This is a genomic window from Aliiruegeria sabulilitoris (assembly GCF_001558155.1).
GTDB lineage: Bacteria > Pseudomonadota > Alphaproteobacteria > Rhodobacterales > Rhodobacteraceae > Tropicimonas > Tropicimonas sabulilitoris.
Genome location: NZ_LOAS01000009.1, coordinates 13,663 through 30,826 on the forward strand (window position 1 = coordinate 13,663; position 17,164 = coordinate 30,826).

Sequence of the window (17,164 nt, forward strand, 5' to 3'; positions counted from 1 at the left end):
ATGATATAGGTTTGGTGTCCACGTTGGATTGTCACGAAGATCGACGGAACACATGGCGAACACAGGTTTTCCTTGTCCACCGCGCAGGATAAGGTGCGGGCATGAGCAGTTACGATGATGAAGAGGCCTTCGCGGCCGCGGTTCCGCTTTCGAAGCGCGCCATGGCAGCGCGCCCGATGCCATATCTCGATGAGCTGAACCCGGCGCAACGGGACGCCGTCGAAACGCTGAATGGACCGGTGCTGATGCTTGCCGGTGCCGGGACCGGCAAAACAAAGGCGCTGACGGCGCGAATTGCGCATTTGCTCAATACCGGGTCTGCGCGGCCGAACGAGATTCTCGCGGTAACATTCACCAACAAGGCCGCGCGGGAAATGAAGGAGCGGGTGGCGCGGCTTCTGGGCGAATCTGTCGAGGGAATGCCGTGGCTTGGCACCTTTCACGCGATCTGTGTGAAGCTGTTGCGGCGGCATGCCGAGTTGGTTGGCTTGAAGTCGAATTTCACAATTCTCGACACCGATGACCAGCAGCGCCTGCTCAAGCAGTTGATCGTGGCCGCCGGGATCGACGAGAAACGCTGGCCGCCACGCCACCTGGCGCAGGTGATCGACAATTGGAAAAACCGCGCCTGGACGCCGGATTCGGTGCCATCGGCGGAGGCGGGCGCCTTCGACCGCAAGGGCGTGAAGCTCTACGCCCAGTTTCAGGAGCGGCTGCGGACGCTGAACGCCGTGGATTTCGGCGATTTGCTCCTGCATGTGGTGACGATCTTCCAGCGCCACGAGGACGTGCTCGCCCAATATCAACGCTGGTTCCGCTACATCCTCGTGGACGAATACCAGGACACAAACGTGGCCCAGTACCTGTGGCTGCGCCTACTGGCCGGCGGGCACAAGAATATCTGTTGCGTGGGCGATGACGACCAGTCGATCTATGGCTGGCGGGGTGCCGAAGTGGGCAATATCCTGCGGTTTGAAAAGGATTTCCCGGGCGCCGTCGTGGTGCGTCTGGAACAGAACTACCGCTCTACCGCACATATCCTGGCCGCCGCCTCCGGTGTGATCGAGGCCAACAAGGGCCGGCTCGGCAAGACGCTCTGGACGGCCGCGGAGGGCGGCGAGAAGGTCCGCCTCATCGGCCATTGGGACGGCGAGGAAGAGGCGCGTTGGATCGGCGAGGAACTGGAAGCAATGGGACAGGGGACGCGCGGTCAGCGCCCCATTGGGCTCAACGAATGTGCGATTCTTGTGCGGGCTTCGCACCAGATGCGGGCCTTCGAGGATCGTTTCCTGACCATCGGTCTGCCTTACCGCGTCATCGGCGGGCCGCGCTTCTACGAGCGGATGGAGATCCGCGATGCGATGGCCTATTTCCGCCTCGCCGTGAGTCTCGAGGATGATCTGGCCTTCGAGCGGATTGTGAACACGCCAAAACGCGGCCTTGGAGACAAGGCGCAGCAGAAAATTCAGGTGGCGGCGCGCGCCAACGGGGTGTCGCTGGTGGAAGGCGCCAAGATCCTGCTCGCGGCCAAGGGGCTGACGGGAAAGGGCGCGAAGGCGCTGGCCGAGCTGTTGGCCGGGCTGGAACGCTGGCACCGGGCAGCCGTCGGAACCGCGCCACCGCTGCCTGACGATGACGACGTGCTCGATGACGGGCTTTTTACGACGGTCGCGCCGGGGGCAGGACCGCGCGTCTCGCATATTGAGCTGGCCGAGACGATCCTGGAGGAATCCGGTTACACCGCGCATTGGCAGAACGACAAGACGCCGGAAGCGCCGGGACGGTTGGAAAACCTCAAGGAACTGGTCAAGGCGCTGGAAAATTTCGACAATCTTCAGGGATTCCTGGAGCATGTCGCGTTGATCATGGACAACGAGACAGAGGATGCGGAAGCCAAGGTCACGCTGATGACCTTGCACGCGGCCAAGGGGTTGGAATTTCCGGCGGTCTTCCTGCCTGGCTGGGAGGATGGGCTGTTCCCCAGCCAGCGGGCGATGGACGAGACCGGGCTCAAGGGGCTGGAGGAGGAGCGGCGGCTGGCTTATGTTGGCATCACCCGTGCCGAGGAGCTCTGCACCATTACCTTCGCCGCCAATCGTCGAATCTATGGCCAGTGGCAGTCGGCGCTACCCTCGCGTTTCATCGATGAATTGCCTGAAGCGCATGTCGATGTGCTTACCCCGCCGGGTCTCTATGGCGGTGGCTATGGTGCGGCGGCCACGGCGCAGCCCGCGCGGTCGGACCAGCACGAAAAGGCATCGCGGGCCGATGTCTACAATTCGCCCGGCTGGAAACGGATGCAGGCCCGCAGCCAGACCCGCCCGATGGGGCAGCCGCGCGAAACCCGCAACATCACGATCGACCTGGAGGCTGTCTCGGCCTTTGGCTTGGGCGACAGGGTGTTCCACACGAAATTCGGCTATGGCGCGGTCACGGCAATTGAGGGCGACAAGCTCGAGATCGCCTTCGACAAAGCCGGGGTGAAGAAAGTTGTCGCAAAATTCGTCGTTCCGGCGGCTTCAGCCGACGATGTGCCCTTTTGACCTGCGACATTTTGTGTGTAATTAGGGGTCCGGATGGAGTTTTCCCTGTTCCCCGAGTCGCGGAGTGAGCGCATGAGAATACTGGTTGTCGAGGACGATCCTAACCTGGGGGCCCTGTGGGGCGATGTCCTCGAGCGAGCCGGTCATTCGATGCTGCTGGTCGATACCGAGACCGAGGCGCTCAAACTGCTTCAGAGCAAGCCCTATGACCTCGTCGTGCTGGACCTGTGCATGAATGGTTCAAAGGCGCTCGGGGTCGCGACATTGGCCACCTATCGCAACCCGCTCTGCAAGGTCGTGGTCGTGAGTGGATCGGCGGAGTATTCTCGAAAGACCCTCTTTGCCATGTCGCCCGCCGTCGCGGCGACAATACGAAAACCGGTGGACATCGAGGATCTCGTCGAAGTCTGTAATGCCGTTCAGGGCAACGAGCGCCGTGCACCGGCTCCAAGCTTCGAGAGTGGTTGCGCAGAGTTCCGTCAGTAAACCGCATTCCGCTCAGGGTTCCTCGCTACAAGAGGGCGGATCCCGGGATTGGATAACACGCAGTTTGATGGCTATCGGAGAATCTTTCCCTAGAGTAAGCTTTGTTGAAGCTTACACAGCCATTTCTGCGGCTTGCATGGCGATGTCGCGCACCATCAGGCTGCTCAACCCGATATCGGCCAGTTCCTTTTCACTCATCGCGTTCAATTCGTTGAACGTGCGGCGATAGGCTTTGCGGCGGACTCGTTGAATTCGGATGGCTTCGGCCATTGCCGAAAACCAGACCGGGATAGAACCACCAGCGGCACGGGGCGTTTCGGACATGAATGCCATTTCAGGCTCCTTGGGGGATATTCGGCAAGTCGCCGAATTGGATTTCAGGGGCGCGGGAATGTCCCGCTGTCGTCTCGTATTTTCAGCGGCGGCACGAGGGAGGAGGTACGTGCCGCCGCCTGACCGGATCTGCCCAGGGAGGAGGAGGGCTTTCCGATTTCCGTAATCGCCGGATCAGGCGCCGTAGGCGGCCTCGTAGGCGAGGCTCTTGATCATCGAGCGGCTCAGTCCCAGGTCGGCCAGGGCGCGATCCGAGAGGCTGGACAGTTCCCGATAGGTCTGGCGATAGATCTTGCGCTTCTGCATGTGGACCCGAAGGGTTTCGATCGGGGCGGAGTACCAGCTGACGATGCTGTTCGTCGTAAAAGTCGTTTCCATTTTTCAATCCTGCATTCGGTGCCGCGAAGGGCTTTTGGTTCAGCGCGCCGTTCGTTCTGTTAGCGCTATCTTCACTGATTAAGATACGCCGGATTGTGGCGATTTGAACGCTTGATTGGGCAATGCTGCTATGCAGCATTTGCAATCTGATTTTCACAAAAGGTTCATACTTAGGCACAAATGCCGGCGCAGAAAAAGAAATGGCGACGACACCAGGGAGGAGGGTGTCGTCGCCATTTTGATCTACGGTCCTGAGGGAGGAGATGGACCGTAGTTTGGTAAAACTCAGGCTTTGCGTGCGGCCTCGCGCGCAATTTCGCGGAACATTGCGCGGCTCAGGCCAAGGTCGCCAAGTTCGCGATCGCCAAGCGTGCTCAGCTCATCCATGGTCCGGCGATAGGCGCGGAACTGGCGCAACTTGGTCAGTCCACCATCGACCATCGCCGAAAACCAGGATGCGTTCACGCCGGTTTCGATACGGGAGGTGTTGGCAGCGATATCCATTTTCGTCTTCCTTCGGATTGTTCGGAACCTTTCCGAACCGGGTGTTGAGGCATCTAATCAGTCATTGTTAGCGCTCTCTTGAGCCTCAATTTAGTGATTGGGCGTTTCGGGGCAATCCCGAGAATGGTCAAAGCCGCTATGCAGTTTGCGCCGTGAGCTATGATGTTAGCGTTAAGCATTGCTTCGCGCAGGTTTAGCGCAGCTTTCCAATTCAACTTGGCGGTGGAGACAAAAAAATGGCGGCGACACCAGGGAGGAGGAGGGTGTCGCCGCCGTAATGCAGAAAACCCAGGGAGGAGGACGGGCTTTCTGTAACCATGTTCTGCGCTTTCGCGCTCCGGACAAACCGGCTGGAATTAGGTGCGGCGACACCAGGGAGGAGGAAGGTGTCGCCGCGGAACCGAAAGACCCAGGGAGGAGGACGGATCTTCGGAACTTTATGTCGCTGCGCCTCTCAGGCGCGTCGGGCTTGCCCGACCGTGTAGGTTGCGGAGACACCAGGGAGGAGGAGGGTGCCGCCGCCGAAACCATGACCCAGGGAGGAGGAGGGGCTTCCGGTTCCGTATCTCTGCCCTTTCGGGCGGTATCTTGTGGCGGCAACACCAGGGAGGAGGAGGGTGTTGCCGCCGTATCAGAAAACCCAGGGAGGAGGACGGGTTCCTGAAACTCTATCTCGTTACGCCGCTTTCGCAGCCTGCCATGCCAGAGGCCGGATCATGTCCCGGCTGAGGCCCAGCTTGTTCAGTTCCGCATCGGTCAGCGCGGACAGTTCACTCCGGGTCCGGCGGAACCTCCGCGCTTGCCCAAACCATCCCGTCGCGCCCAGCAGTACGGTGGAGAAACGATTGCCAGATGTGCGGCTGCGCATGTCTTGTGCATTCCTTGCCGTAGCCATCTTCTCGCTCCTTGCGGATCTATCCGCGTTTCTCACCATTCTACCCGAAGCGGGTTTCGATTGTGTTAGCGCCTGACTTGCGTTCCGTTAGCGCCCTCGTTGATATTCAAAATAAGGATGGAAACCGTTTGCGCAATCACCAGCAGCTTCAATGCCGCTATGCAGCATTTGCATATGTAGGCCTGACCTTTTTGGGGGCGGGTCGCTGCTTTTTTGGGCGAGATACGGACGTGACTTGCGCTCGACCGTGGGGAGGTTAGGTGTGACGGTAGGTTTTCGGAAGGTCGGACAAGAAAATGGCTCTAACCCGTGAAGAAGTTGTCAAGGCGCTGAAGGGCGTATCTCTGGAAGATGGTGGCGATTTGGTCTCACGCGACCTCGTGCGTGCTCTTTCCGTCGATCCCGGTGGGAGGGTCAGTTTCGTCATCGAAGCCGAATCTGCGCAGATGGCGCGGACGATGGAGCCGGTTCGGCAGGCTGCCGAGGGTGTCGTGGCAAGACTCGACGGCGTGACGGCGGTTTCCGCAATCCTGACGGCACATTCCGGAGCCCCGGGTGGCGGAGCGCAGGCCAGTTCGCCGCCGAATTTGAAGGTGGGGCGGCATCCTACGGCACAACCCGCCGGCCCTCAGGGCGTTCCCGGCATCGAACGCATTCTTCTTGTCGGCTCCGGCAAGGGGGGCGTCGGCAAATCCACGGTTTCGGCTAACCTCGCGGTGGCGCTTGCGCGGCAGGGGCGGCGTGTCGGGCTGCTGGATGCCGATATATATGGTCCGTCTCAGCCGCGGATGATGGGGGCGAGCGGCCGGCCGGCGTCGCCGGATGGCAAAACCATCGTGCCGTTGACAGCACATGGCGTCACGCTCATGTCCATGGGCTCGCTGCTCAAGGAATCCGAAGCCGTGATCTGGCGTGGCCCGATGCTTATGGGGGCGCTTCAGCAGATGATGGGGGATGTGGCCTGGGGCGAGCTTGATGTCCTGATCATCGACCTGCCGCCGGGAACCGGCGACGTACAGCTTACCCTTGGCCAGAAATACCGGACCAACGGCGCGATCGTCGTCTCCACGCCCCAGGACGTCGCGCTGCTCGATGCGCGCCGCGCAATCGACATGTTCACCAAGCTCAAGGTGCCGATCCTCGGTCTGATCGAGAACATGTCTACTTATATATGTCCCAGCTGCGGACATGAGGCGCATCTGTTTGGTCATGGTGGCGTGGCTGCCGAGGCGCAGGCGATGGATGTGCCCTTCCTTGGAGCGCTGCCGTTGGAACTGGAAACCCGGGTCGCGGGCGATTCCGGGGTGCCGGTCGCGTTGGGCGAGGGGCCTGCGGCCGATGCCTATGCGGCTTTGGCGGCGCGACTTGTGGGCGGCGGCATGGCCTGATCCAGACCGAATAAGCTGAAAATCCGACGGGAGGGGGCTGTCCCCTCCCGTTTTGATTCCGGCGATGGGAAATCATGACACCGACTAGCCCTAGGGGTGCGGCAAGGCGAATCGCGCCGGTGGCGATGGCTTGATTCGTATGGGAAATCATGGTCCGAGACGGGAAATACTGAAAAAATCGGGTCGATTTCATGAGTTCGAAGGCATTCCCAAGATTTTTTTCGTTAACGGCGTCGGTGGCATATCTTGTGCCTGTCTGCTCCCTGATCGCTATTTGTGCCGAAAATGCGGGGTACTCCTGTCCTCATTGAGCCCCGTTCTTCACCAAGTGGGTCAGTGTGGGGCAAAGTGTTATTGATTTCTATGAAGGGGGGCGGCATAGTGAATTCACACGATGAGGACGGGCAGACAAAAAAAGGGGCGACAGACCCCGGAACTTCCCAAGGTCAGGTTTCATACAGGCACCCGCTTTTCATCGACAAAAAGAGATCCGACGCGTGAGCGAGCAGACATCCCCCCAGGTGGCACGCGCGATCGGACATACCCAGCGATGGGACGAGGGCGGCGGATCAGACAGTGGCAGCAGTCTGATCCGCCGTTTTCGTTAAAGGGACGGAAACGAGAGGCAGCAAGGAGCGCTCAAAGTGGCGCGTGTATTCAGAGGTCAGGGCCGCAACAAGGTCGATGCGAAGGGCAGGGTTTCAGTACCCGCCCCGTTTCGTCGTGTGCTGGAAGCCTGTGACCCTGAGTGGAAAGACGGCCTGCAGCCGAACCTGGTCGTGCATTACGGCACCTCCCGCAAGAAATTCCTCGAAGTCTACACGATGGAGGCCGCAGCCGAAGTCGATGCCAAGATCAGCGGCATGACGCGTGGCTCCAAGGAGCGCCGCATGATGGAAGCCTATTTCAACGCGCAGTCACATCCGGCAAGCGTGGATGACAACGGGCGCCTGCTGTTGCCGCAAAACATTCGCGACATGATCGGGTTGGAAGGGGAGGCGCTTTTCGTCGCCTCCCACGACACGTTCCACATCTGGAACCCGGAAACCTATGAGCGGGAAGTCGCCCCGCAAACCGAAGCGATGCTGGATGAACTGCCCGACGATGTCGATCCGCTGACGCTCCTGGAGGCAGGAGGCTTCTGAACCATGGTTGGTGCCGCCCCTTCGAACGACCCCAAATCGCCGCATGTCTCCGTTTTGATCGACCCGTTGATCAAGGCGGTTTCGCCCGTTTCCGGCACATGGCTGGACGGCACCTTTGGTGCGGGCGGCTATACCCGACGCCTTTTCGATGCAGGGGCGGAGAAGGTGATCGGTGTCGATCGCGATCCGAGTGCGCTCGCGCTCGCGGCGCCCTTGCAGGAAGAATATGGCGACCGGCTGAAACTGGTCCAAGGCAAGTTTTCCGAACTGGACGAGCATGCCGGGGAGCCGCTCGACGGGGTCGTGCTCGATCTCGGCGTGTCCTCGATGCAGCTCGATCAGGCCGAGCGCGGGTTTTCGTTCCTGCGCGAGGGGCCGCTGGACATGCGGATGAGCGATCAGGGGCCGTCGGCCGCCGACCTGGTCAACTCTGCCAGCGCCGACGAGCTTGCCGACATTCTTTATCACTATGGCGAGGAGCGTGCCTCGCGCCGCATCGCGCGGGCGATTGTCGCCGTGCGGCCCTTCGAGAACACGCTGCAACTGGCTGAGGCTGTCGCCTCGTGCCTGCCGCGTCCGCGTCCGGGGCAGATCCACCCGGCCACCCGGTCTTTTCAGGCGATCCGCATTGCGGTGAATGACGAGTTCGGAGAGCTGATCGCGGGACTTCAGGCGGCCGAACGGGCGCTTAAGCCGGGCGGAAAACTCGCGGTCGTGACCTTCCATTCGCTTGAGGACCGCGTGGTCAAACGCTTCTTGCAGGCGCGTTCGGGCAGCATGGCGCGCACCAACCGTTACGCGCCCGAGGCAGAAGAGCAGGTGGCGCAGTTCAAGCTGATTTCCCGCAAGGCCATCGGGCCGAGTGACGAGGAGATTGCCGCCAACCCGCGTGCGCGCTCGGCCAAGTTGCGCGCCGCGATCCGGACGGACGCTCCCATTACCCCCCTCGACCGCACCGCCATGGGCCTTCCGGGCCCCAAGGATTGGTGGAAGGAGACGCCATGAAGACGTTTTTCTACCTGATGTCCGCGCTTTTCGTCATGGGGCTGGCCTTCTGGGCCTACCAGGAAAATTACCAGACCCAGGCCGCGCTCAAGCAATCGGCCGTGCTCAAGCGTGAAATCGGCGATCTTCGTCAGGAGCTTGCGGTGCTGGAGGCCGAGTGGGCCTATCTAAACCGGCCCGGGCGATTGGCCGAGCTGGCCGAGATCAATTTCGACACGCTGGGCCTGTTGCCGCTCATGCCGGAGCAATTCGGCTCGCTGGAACAGGTGGCCTTCCCGCCGCTGCCCGGGCTCGCCATTTCGGATCCAATCGAGGTGCGCGGTCATATTGCCGTCGGAGGACAGTTCCCATGATCCGCACACCGCTGCGCCCGCTCGCCCGCGTGTTGTCGGCGCGTGAAAAGGGTGAGAACCCCGAGGCTATCGAGAAAGAGAACCTTCGTCAGCGCCACGAGCAAATGCGCGACCGGGCGCGCCATCGGGCCGAGGGCCGGCTGTTCCTGCTCGTGCTTTGCTTTTTCTGTGCCTACGCGGTGATCGGCATGCGGATGGGGAGCCTTGCGGCTTCCGAGCCAACGGAGCCACGCGCCGCCGCGACCGGGTCCGATATCGTTGCACAGCGCGCCAATATCGTCGATCGCAACGGCCGTATCCTTGCCACGAACCTGTCTACCCATTCGCTCTATGCCCAGATTCGCGACATGGTCGAGCCGGAACGGGCCGCGCGCGAGCTAGCCAAGATCTTTCCCGATCTCGACGCGGACAAGCTTTATTCCGATTTCACCGGCAAGCGGAAATTCCTCTGGATCAAGAAGAAGCTGAGCCCCGAGCAGATGCAGGCCGTGCATGATATCGGCGAGCCGGGGCTTTTGTTCGGCCCGCGCGAAATGCGGCTCTATCCGAACGGAAAACTGGCCGCGCATGTGCTTGGGGGGGCAAGTTTCGGCCGCGAGGGCGTCCATTCTGCCGAGGTTGTCGGCGTGGCCGGTGTCGAAAAGGAGTTCGATGCCTGGCTGCGGGACCCGGCCAATAACGGCGCACCTCTGGAATTGTCGCTGGACCTGACGGTGCAGGCCGCCTCGCGCGAGATCCTCGAAGGTGGCATGCGGCTGATGAATGCCAAGGGCGCCAGTTCCGTCCTGATGGATGTCAAAACCGGCGAGATCCTCTCGATGATCTCGCTTCCCGATTTCGATCCCAACGACCGCCCCCGTCCGCTCACCACGGGCGATGCCGGTGACAGCCCGCTATTCAACCGCGCGGTTCAGGGTGTGTACGAGCTTGGCTCGGTGTTCAAGATATTCACCGCCGCACAGGCGATGGACCTGGGCCTGGTCAACGCCGACACCATGATCGAAGCCCATGCGCCGATGAAATGGGGCAAGTTCAAGATCAAGGAATTCCAGAATAAATCCTACGGTACCCTGTCAGTGACCGATGTGATCGTGAAATCTTCCAATGTGGGCACCGCCAAACTGGCGCTTGCGATCGGGGCCGAGCGACAGCAGACATTCCTCGACACGCTCGGTTTCCTGCAGCCGACGCCGCTCGAAATGGTCGAGGCGCCCACGGGCAAGCCGCTGCTGCCGCCCCGCTGGACGGAGATCTCGACCATCACGATCTCCTATGGCCACGGTCTCAGCTCTTCGCCGGTGCATCTCGCCGCCGGATATGCATCGTTGTTGAACGGTGGGCTGCGGGTTCGGCCGACATTGCTGCGGCAGGAAAAGCCCCAGCATGGTGAGCGCATCGTGTCCGAAGAAGCCTCCAAAGCCGCGCGCAGCATGCTGCGGCAGGTGGTGACACGCGGCACCGCGAGCTTTGGCGAAGTTCCCGGCTATGCCGTGGGCGGCAAGACCGGCACCGCCGACAAGCCCAAGCCCAAGGGCGGCTATTACAATGACAAGGTGATCGCGACCTTTGCCTCGGTCTTTCCCGCGAATGATCCCAAATACGTGCTGATCGTCACGCTGGACGAGCCGGTGGAAACCTCGGGCACCAAGCCGCGCCGCACCGCCGGCTGGACGGCGGTTCCGGTCGCCGCCGAGATGATCCGGCGCACGGCGCCGTTGCTGGGCCTGCGCCCTCAGGCCGAGCCCCTCCCAGAGGCCGAGGTCGTTCGCGTCGCACAGCATTGAGCGGTGGACCCCGCGCCAAAAAGGGACGAAAAAGAGCGCCATCATTGAAGGGCGGATGTCCCTTGGGAAACATGGGGTGGGCAGGAATGAGCGAAGTTGCGACAAAATCCCTTGCCGAGTTGGGGCTGACCGCGCAGGGCGGCGCGGAGGCGCGGATCACGGGCCTCGCCGTCGATAGCCGCGAGGTGGCGCCCGGTACTCTTTTCGCGGCGCTGCCGGGAACCAAGGTGCATGGCGGAGAGTTCATCCAATATGCGCTGCGGCAAGGGGCGGGCGCGATCCTGACCGATGCCGAGGGCGCGCGCATTGCCGAGGCCGAGCTTATCACCAACCCGGTCGCCGTTGTCGTGGTTGAAGACCCGCGTGCCGCGTTGGCGGGCGCGGCGGCGCTCTGGTTCGCCGCCCAACCCGAGGTGATGGTCGCCGTGACCGGCACCAACGGCAAGACCTCGGTCGCCAGCTTTACCCGCCAGATCTGGACCAATCTTGGCCTTGAAGCCGTCAATCTCGGCACCACCGGCGTCGAAGGCGCCTGGGAGGCGCCGCTGCGCCACACAACACCCGAGCCGATCACGCTGCACCGCGCGCTTGCCGAGGCCGCCGCGAACGGCGTGACCCACGCCGCGATGGAGGCCTCCTCGCATGGATTGGCACAGAAGCGGCTCGATGGGGTGCGGCTCGCTGCGGCCGGCTTCACCAACCTCACGCAGGACCACCTCGATTATCATGCGAATTTCGAGGAGTATTTCGCCGCGAAAGCGGGTCTGTTCAAACGCGTGATGAGCGATGACGGCATTGCCGTGATCCAGATGGACAGCGCCTATGGTGCGCGCATGGCCGGTGTGGCCGAATCTGTCGGGCAGGAGGTAGTCCGGGTCGGACGCGGCGAGGAGAACCACCTGCGCATTCTCGGGCTGCGCTTCGACAGCACCGGGCAGGATGTGCGCTTCGCCTGGAATGGCGCCTTGCAGCAGGTGCGGCTGAAGCTGATCGGCGGCTTCCAGTCCGAAAATGTCATGATCGCCACAGGGCTGGCCATTGCCTCCGGCAGCGACCCGGCGGATGTGTTCGGTGTGCTGCCGAAGCTTGTTGGCGTGCGCGGCCGGATGGAGCTGGCTGCCACGCGCGACAATGGCGCACCGGTTTTCGTCGATTATGCCCACACGCCCGATGCGCTCTCGACCGCGCTCAAGGCGCTGCGCCCGCATGTGATGGGGCGCATCATCTGCGTGTTCGGCGCCGGCGGCGACCGGGATACCGGAAAGCGCATCCTGATGGGGCAGGCCGTGGCCGAGAATGCCGACGTCGCCATCGTGACCGACGACAATCCCCGCTCCGAGAACCCGGCGGACATTCGGGCCATGGTCAAGGCAGGGTGCCAGGAAGCAACCGAGGTCGGCGACCGGGCCGAGGCGATCCTGCGCGGCGTCGATGCGCTCGGCCCTGGCGATGCGCTGCTCATCGCGGGCAAGGGGCACGAGACGGGCCAGACGGTGGGCGATGTGGTCTACCCCTTTGACGATGTGGAGCAGGCCTCGGTTGCCGTGGCCGCATTGGACGGACATCTGACATGAACAATATCCTGTGGACTTCTGAGGCCGCCGCTGCCGCGACCGGCGGGCGCGCGACCACCAACTGGCAGGCCAGTTCGGTGTCCATCGACACCCGCACGCTGGCGCCGGGCGGGCTGTTCGTGGCGTTGAAAGACGTGCGTGACGGGCATGATTTCGTGGCGCAGGCGCTGGAGAAAGGCGCTGCGGCGGCGCTGGTCAACCGGATCCCCGAAGGTGTGGCCGAAGATGCGCCACTCCTGATCGTCGAAGATGTTCTGTCCGCGCTGGAAGCGCTCGGCGCCGCCGCGCGGGCTCGCACAAGGGCGAAGGTAATCGGCGTCACGGGGTCTGTTGGCAAGACCTCGACCAAGGAGATGCTGCGCGCCATCCTCGCGGGCCAGGGCAAGGTTCACGCGGCCGAAAAGAGCTACAACAACCACTGGGGCGTTCCGCTGACGCTTGCCCGTATGCCGGCCGATGCCGATTACGCGGTGATCGAGATCGGCATGAACCACCCCGGCGAGATCGCCCCGCTCGCGCGTCTGGCCGATCTGGACGCGGCGCTGGTGACCATCGTCGCGCCGGCACATCTGGAAGCTTTCGAGGGTATAGAAGGGATCGCGCGCGAGAAGGCGTCGATTCTGGAGGGGCTGCGCCCGGGCGGACCGGCGGTGTTGAACGCCGATGTCCCGACAGCCGATATCCTGTTCGACGCCGCGCGAGCGCATGGCGCCAGGATCATCGGTTTCGGGGAGACCGGCGCACAGGCCCGCCTGATCGAAGTGCTGCTTCAGGAAGGCATGACGATTGCCAAGGCCCGGATGACCGGGCCGGATGGCAAATCCCATCCGGTCATGTTCAAGCTGCAATCGCCGGGACGGCATTTCGCCATGAACGGTCTGGGCGCACTGGCCGCCGCTACCGCCGTTGGAGCGGACCTGGCCATTGCGGCACATGACCTCGCGCTTTGGAAACCCTATGAGGGCCGGGGCGCACGGGAGGTCATTTCGTTCGATATCGTGGACGAGACGGCTCGTTTCGAGCTGATCGACGATTCCTACAATGCCAACCCGGCTTCCGTTGGCGCGGCGCTGGCCATGCTGGCGGCATCTGAGCCGCGTGGGCGCCGGATCGCCATTCTGGGCGATATGCTGGAGCTTGGCCCGCAGGAAGCGGACTTGCATGCAGCACTGGCCGATCTTCCGGCGATGGAGGCGGTGGACGTGGTGCATTGCGTGGGTGAACGCATGCAGGCTCTCTACGAGGCGTTGCCCAAGGCACAGCAGGGCCTGTGTTGCGACAACAGCGCCAAGATGGCCGACAGGATCCGAACGGTGGTCGCCCCCGGCGATATCGTGCTGATCAAGGGGTCGCTCGGCATACGGCTTGCGCGTGTCGTTGACGCCGTTCGCAAACTGGGTCAATCGGTGGCGGAATAACAAGAAGGGGCAGGGCGAATGCTCTACTGGCTGACAAATTTCTCGGATGGCGGCGATTTCTTCAACCTGTTTCGCTATATCACCTTCCGCACCGGCGGCGCGTTCTTCACCGCGCTGATCTTCGGGTTTCTCTTTGGCCGTCCGCTGATCAACCTGCTGCGGCGCAAGCAGGGCAAAGGGCAGCCGATCCGCGAGGATGGGCCGGAGGGCCATTTCGTCAAGGCCGGCACGCCCACCATGGGTGGGGTTCTGATCCTGGGCGCGCTCGTATTCTCGACCCTGCTCTGGGCGCGGCTCGACAACCCCTACGTCTGGGTCGTGCTATTTGTCACCATGGGGTTCGGGGCTATCGGGTTTGCTGACGATTATGCCAAGGTCTCCAAGAACAACACGGCCGGCGTATCTGGGCGTGTACGCCTTGGGCTGGGCTTCCTGATCGCAGCGCTGGCAAGCGGGTTGGCGGCCTGGATGCATCCGGCGGAGCTGACCAACCAGCTCGCGCTGCCCGTCTTCAAGGACATGCTGATCAACCTGAGCTTCCTGTTCATCCCCTTCGCCATGATCGTGATCGTGGGCGCGGCAAACGCCGTAAACCTGACCGACGGGCTGGACGGGTTGGCGATCATGCCGGTGATGATCGCCGCCGGTACGTTGGGGATCATCGCCTATTTCGTTGGCCGTTCGGACTATACCGAGTATCTGGGCCTGCATTACGTGCCGGGCACCGGTGAGTTGATCGTCTTCGTCGCCGGACTGATCGGCGGAGGGCTGGGCTTCCTGTGGTACAACGCACCGCCTGCGGCCGTTTTCATGGGCGATACCGGATCGCTGGCTCTTGGCGGTGCGCTCGGCGCCATCGCCGTTTCGACCAAGCACGAGATCGTACTGGCCATCGTCGGCGGTCTGTTCGTGGTCGAGGCGCTTTCGGTCATCATCCAGGTCGCCTATTTCAAGCGCACGGGGAAACGGGTTTTCCTTATGGCGCCGATCCACCATCATTTCGAGAAGCGCGGCTGGGCAGAGCCGCAGATCGTCATCCGCTTCTGGATCATCTCGCTGATCCTGGGCCTGATTGGTCTGGCAACGCTGAAAATCCGCTGAGGCAATTGCCCGAGGGAGAAGAACCATGGCCAGGGCCGCTCTGGTAACCGGTGGAAATCGTGGCATCGGTCGCGCTATCGCGGCCGGACTCGTTGCGCAGGGGTTCGACGTGACCATCACCGCGCGAGATCGGGACGCAGGAGAAGGTGCCGCGGCGGCGCTCGGCTGCAACTGGGCCTTGGCCGATCTGCTGGAGCCGGACACGCTGCGCCAGTTCGATGGTGCGAAGTTCGACATCCTGGTCAACAATGCCGGTATCCTGCCGCAGGGAAGCCTGCTGGAGAACCCGGCCGGCTATTTCGACGCGATGGCGGTCATGGTCGATGCGCCCTTTCGGCTTGTTCTGTCGCTGGCGCCCGGGATGATCGCGCGTTGCTACGGGCGGATCGTCAATATGTCTTCCGGTTGGGGTGCTTTTGCCGAGGGGCTGGGCGGGCCGAATGCTTATGGCATCGCCAAGGCAGCGCTGAATGCGCAGACGAAGGCCTTGGCGCGCGACCTGCCCGATTGCGTGAAGATCAACACCATGTGCCCCGGCTGGGTTCGCACGCGCATGGGGGGCGATGGCGCCAATCTCAGCCCCGAAGAGGGGGCCGATACGGCGATCTGGCTGGCGACATTGCCACAGGATGGCCCCACGGGCGGCTTCTTCCGGCGCCGCAAGGAAATCTCGTGGTGAAAGGCACCGCCCTTGACTGCCATCCGCGCGCGCTTGCGCGCGCCACCGCCCGTCGGGCTCCGCCCGCGGGCAAGCCCCTCTTGACGAAAGGAGACAGGACATGATCCCGGTTCGCGGAGTTGAAGGACAGAATATCGCTATCCTGGGTCTTGGGCGCTCGGGCCTTGCCGCAGCGCGGGCCGTGCAGGCGGGCGGCGGTACCCCCATGTGCTGGGATGACGGCGCGGCTGGACGGGAGCGCGCGAAGGCTGAAGGGTTTGAAATACGGGATATCAGTCGAGCCGGTGCGCTGGACGATATAGCCCTATTGGTGACCTCGCCCGGCATTCCGCATCTCTACCCCGCCCCGCACCGGGCCATTGCCGCAGCATTGGAGGCTGGCGTGCCGGTCGACAATGATATCGGCCTGTTCTTCCGCTCGCTGGCGATATCGGACTGGGATCAGTTCGAGACCATCCCGAAAGTGGTTGCGGTGACCGGGTCCAATGGCAAGTCCACGACCTCTGCCTTGATCGCGCATTTGCTGGCAGAGGCCGGCCGTTCGGTGCAGCTTGCCGGCAATATCGGCCGTGGCGTGCTCGATATCGACCCGCCGGAGGATGGCGGTGTCGTGGTGATCGAGCTCAGTTCCTACCAGACCGACCTTGCGCGCTCGTTGACGCCGGATGTGGCCGTGTTCACGAATCTCTCGCCGGATCATCTCGACCGGCACGGCGGTTATGGCGGGTATTTCGCAGCCAAGCGGAGACTTCTGGCCGAAGGCGGACCGGATCGGGCGGTGATCGGCGTGGACGAACCCGAGGGGCTGTTTCTTGCCGGGCAGCTTTCCGAGGGACCGGCGGATGACCGGGTGATCCGGGTGTCGTCCGGGCGCAAGTTGCAAGGGCCGGGCTGGTCCGTTTTTACCCGAAAGGGGTTCCTGGCGGAGACACGCAAGGGGCGGCAGGTGGCCTCGATTGATCTGCGGCAAGTGAAGGGCCTGCCGGGAGCGCATAACCATCAGAATGCCTGCGCGGCTTACGCGGTGGCGCGTACACTCGGTGTTGCGCCGAGGGTGATCGAGGCTGGCCTGCATTCCTTCCAGGGCCTGCCGCATCGCAGCCAGGTGGTGGGCGAGAAGGACGGCGTTGTTTTCGTCAACGATTCCAAGGCGACGAATGTCGACTCGGCGGCGCAGGCCTTGCAGGCATTCGACCGGATCCGCTGGATCTGTGGCGGGCTGGAGAAAGAAGGCGGGTTGGCGGCGCTGCATCCGCATCTTGGCAACGTGACCAAGGCTTATGTGATCGGGCGCGAGGCGGAACATTTCGCGCTCGGGCTCGGTGACGGGGTCGAGAGCGAGATCTGTGGCACCATGGAGCAGGCGGTTTTGCGTTCCATGGCCGAGGCGCAGCCGGGAGAGACCGTGCTTCTGGCGCCGGCTGCCGCGAGTTTCGACCAGTATGACAGCTTCGAGAAGCGCGGCGAGGATTTCATGGAGCGGGTGCGGGCCGCGCTCGACGCGTAGGGGCCGGCTATCAAACAGCGCGCCTGCGGCGCATTGTTCCTGAGCCCTTCGGGCCATTGCCGCGCATTGAC

General features: G+C 62.7%; 16 protein-coding genes. 12 read left to right on the forward strand and 4 right to left on the reverse strand.

Going from position 1 to position 17,164, the window contains the following annotated elements:
• The first annotated feature begins 101 nt into the window (after positions 1-101).
• A complete protein-coding gene (locus AX756_RS08860; protein ID WP_068310186.1) occupies positions 102-2,543 on the forward strand; it encodes an ATP-dependent helicase in 2,442 nt (813 codons plus the stop codon).
• A gap of 72 nt (positions 2,544-2,615) precedes the next feature.
• Positions 2,616-3,029, forward strand: a complete 414-nt coding sequence (locus AX756_RS08865; RefSeq protein WP_068310188.1) for a response regulator — start codon at positions 2,616-2,618, stop codon at positions 3,027-3,029.
• Between the two features lie 111 nt (positions 3,030-3,140).
• On the opposite strand, the gene AX756_RS08870 is transcribed toward AX756_RS08865, so the two are convergent.
• The 4 genes from AX756_RS08870 to AX756_RS08885 all read right to left on the reverse strand — a co-directional run bounded on the left by AX756_RS08870 (position 3,141) and on the right by AX756_RS08885 (position 5,139).
• Positions 3,141-3,362, reverse strand: a complete 222-nt coding sequence (locus tag AX756_RS08870; RefSeq protein ID WP_068310190.1) for a DUF1127 domain-containing protein — start codon at positions 3,360-3,362, stop codon at positions 3,141-3,143.
• Between the two features lie 174 nt (positions 3,363-3,536).
• Positions 3,537-3,740 carry a DUF1127 domain-containing protein gene (locus AX756_RS08875; RefSeq protein ID WP_068310192.1) on the reverse strand — a complete coding sequence of 68 codons (204 nt, stop codon included), beginning with the start codon at positions 3,738-3,740 and terminating at the stop codon, positions 3,537-3,539.
• Between the two features lie 285 nt (positions 3,741-4,025).
• Positions 4,026-4,244: a DUF1127 domain-containing protein gene (locus AX756_RS08880; RefSeq protein ID WP_068310194.1), complete on the reverse strand. Its 219-nt coding sequence runs from the start codon at positions 4,242-4,244 to the stop codon at positions 4,026-4,028.
• A gap of 676 nt (positions 4,245-4,920) precedes the next feature.
• Positions 4,921-5,139, reverse strand: coding sequence for a DUF1127 domain-containing protein (locus AX756_RS08885; protein ID WP_231701017.1), 219 nt, complete (start codon positions 5,137-5,139; stop codon positions 4,921-4,923).
• A 296-nt stretch (positions 5,140-5,435) separates the two neighbouring features.
• Here AX756_RS08885 and AX756_RS08890 point away from each other — a divergent pair, with 296 nt between their 5' ends.
• From AX756_RS08890 to murD, 10 genes are all read left to right on the forward strand, one after another.
• Positions 5,436-6,527, forward strand: a complete 1,092-nt coding sequence (locus AX756_RS08890; protein WP_068310198.1) for an Mrp/NBP35 family ATP-binding protein — start codon at positions 5,436-5,438, stop codon at positions 6,525-6,527.
• 644 nt (positions 6,528-7,171) lie between these two features.
• Positions 7,172-7,672 carry a division/cell wall cluster transcriptional repressor MraZ gene (gene mraZ / locus AX756_RS08895; protein WP_068310200.1) on the forward strand — a complete coding sequence of 167 codons (501 nt, stop codon included), beginning with the start codon at positions 7,172-7,174 and terminating at the stop codon, positions 7,670-7,672.
• A gap of 3 nt (positions 7,673-7,675) precedes the next feature.
• The gene (rsmH, locus tag AX756_RS08900; protein ID WP_068310202.1) at positions 7,676-8,677 is read left to right on the forward strand and encodes a 16S rRNA (cytosine(1402)-N(4))-methyltransferase RsmH; all 1,002 of its coding nucleotides are present in this window, start codon (positions 7,676-7,678) and stop codon (positions 8,675-8,677) included.
• Positions 8,674-9,030: a cell division protein FtsL gene (gene ftsL, locus AX756_RS08905; RefSeq protein WP_068310205.1), complete on the forward strand. Its 357-nt coding sequence runs from the start codon at positions 8,674-8,676 to the stop codon at positions 9,028-9,030. The genes rsmH and ftsL overlap by 4 nt, the downstream gene beginning before the upstream one ends.
• Positions 9,027-10,814 (forward strand): peptidoglycan D,D-transpeptidase FtsI family protein, encoded by a 1,788-nt coding sequence (locus AX756_RS08910; RefSeq protein WP_068310207.1) that lies wholly within the window; start codon positions 9,027-9,029, stop codon positions 10,812-10,814. Before ftsL ends, AX756_RS08910 begins: the two co-directional genes overlap by 4 nt.
• A gap of 86 nt (positions 10,815-10,900) precedes the next feature.
• The gene (locus AX756_RS08915; protein WP_068310209.1) at positions 10,901-12,388 is read left to right on the forward strand and encodes a UDP-N-acetylmuramoyl-L-alanyl-D-glutamate--2,6-diaminopimelate ligase; all 1,488 of its coding nucleotides are present in this window, start codon (positions 10,901-10,903) and stop codon (positions 12,386-12,388) included.
• Positions 12,385-13,806 carry a UDP-N-acetylmuramoyl-tripeptide--D-alanyl-D-alanine ligase gene (locus AX756_RS08920; protein ID WP_068310211.1) on the forward strand — a complete coding sequence of 474 codons (1,422 nt, stop codon included), beginning with the start codon at positions 12,385-12,387 and terminating at the stop codon, positions 13,804-13,806. Before AX756_RS08915 ends, AX756_RS08920 begins: the two co-directional genes overlap by 4 nt.
• Before the next feature lie 18 nt (positions 13,807-13,824).
• On the forward strand, positions 13,825-14,907 hold the full coding sequence (gene mraY, locus AX756_RS08925) for a phospho-N-acetylmuramoyl-pentapeptide-transferase (protein WP_068310213.1): 1,083 nt from the start codon (positions 13,825-13,827) through the stop codon (positions 14,905-14,907).
• A gap of 25 nt (positions 14,908-14,932) precedes the next feature.
• Positions 14,933-15,586 (forward strand): SDR family NAD(P)-dependent oxidoreductase, encoded by a 654-nt coding sequence (locus AX756_RS08930; RefSeq protein ID WP_068310215.1) that lies wholly within the window; start codon positions 14,933-14,935, stop codon positions 15,584-15,586.
• A 100-nt stretch (positions 15,587-15,686) separates the two neighbouring features.
• The gene (gene murD / locus AX756_RS08935; RefSeq protein ID WP_068310217.1) at positions 15,687-17,093 is read left to right on the forward strand and encodes a UDP-N-acetylmuramoyl-L-alanine--D-glutamate ligase; all 1,407 of its coding nucleotides are present in this window, start codon (positions 15,687-15,689) and stop codon (positions 17,091-17,093) included.
• Positions 17,094-17,164: the final 71 nt, after the last annotated feature.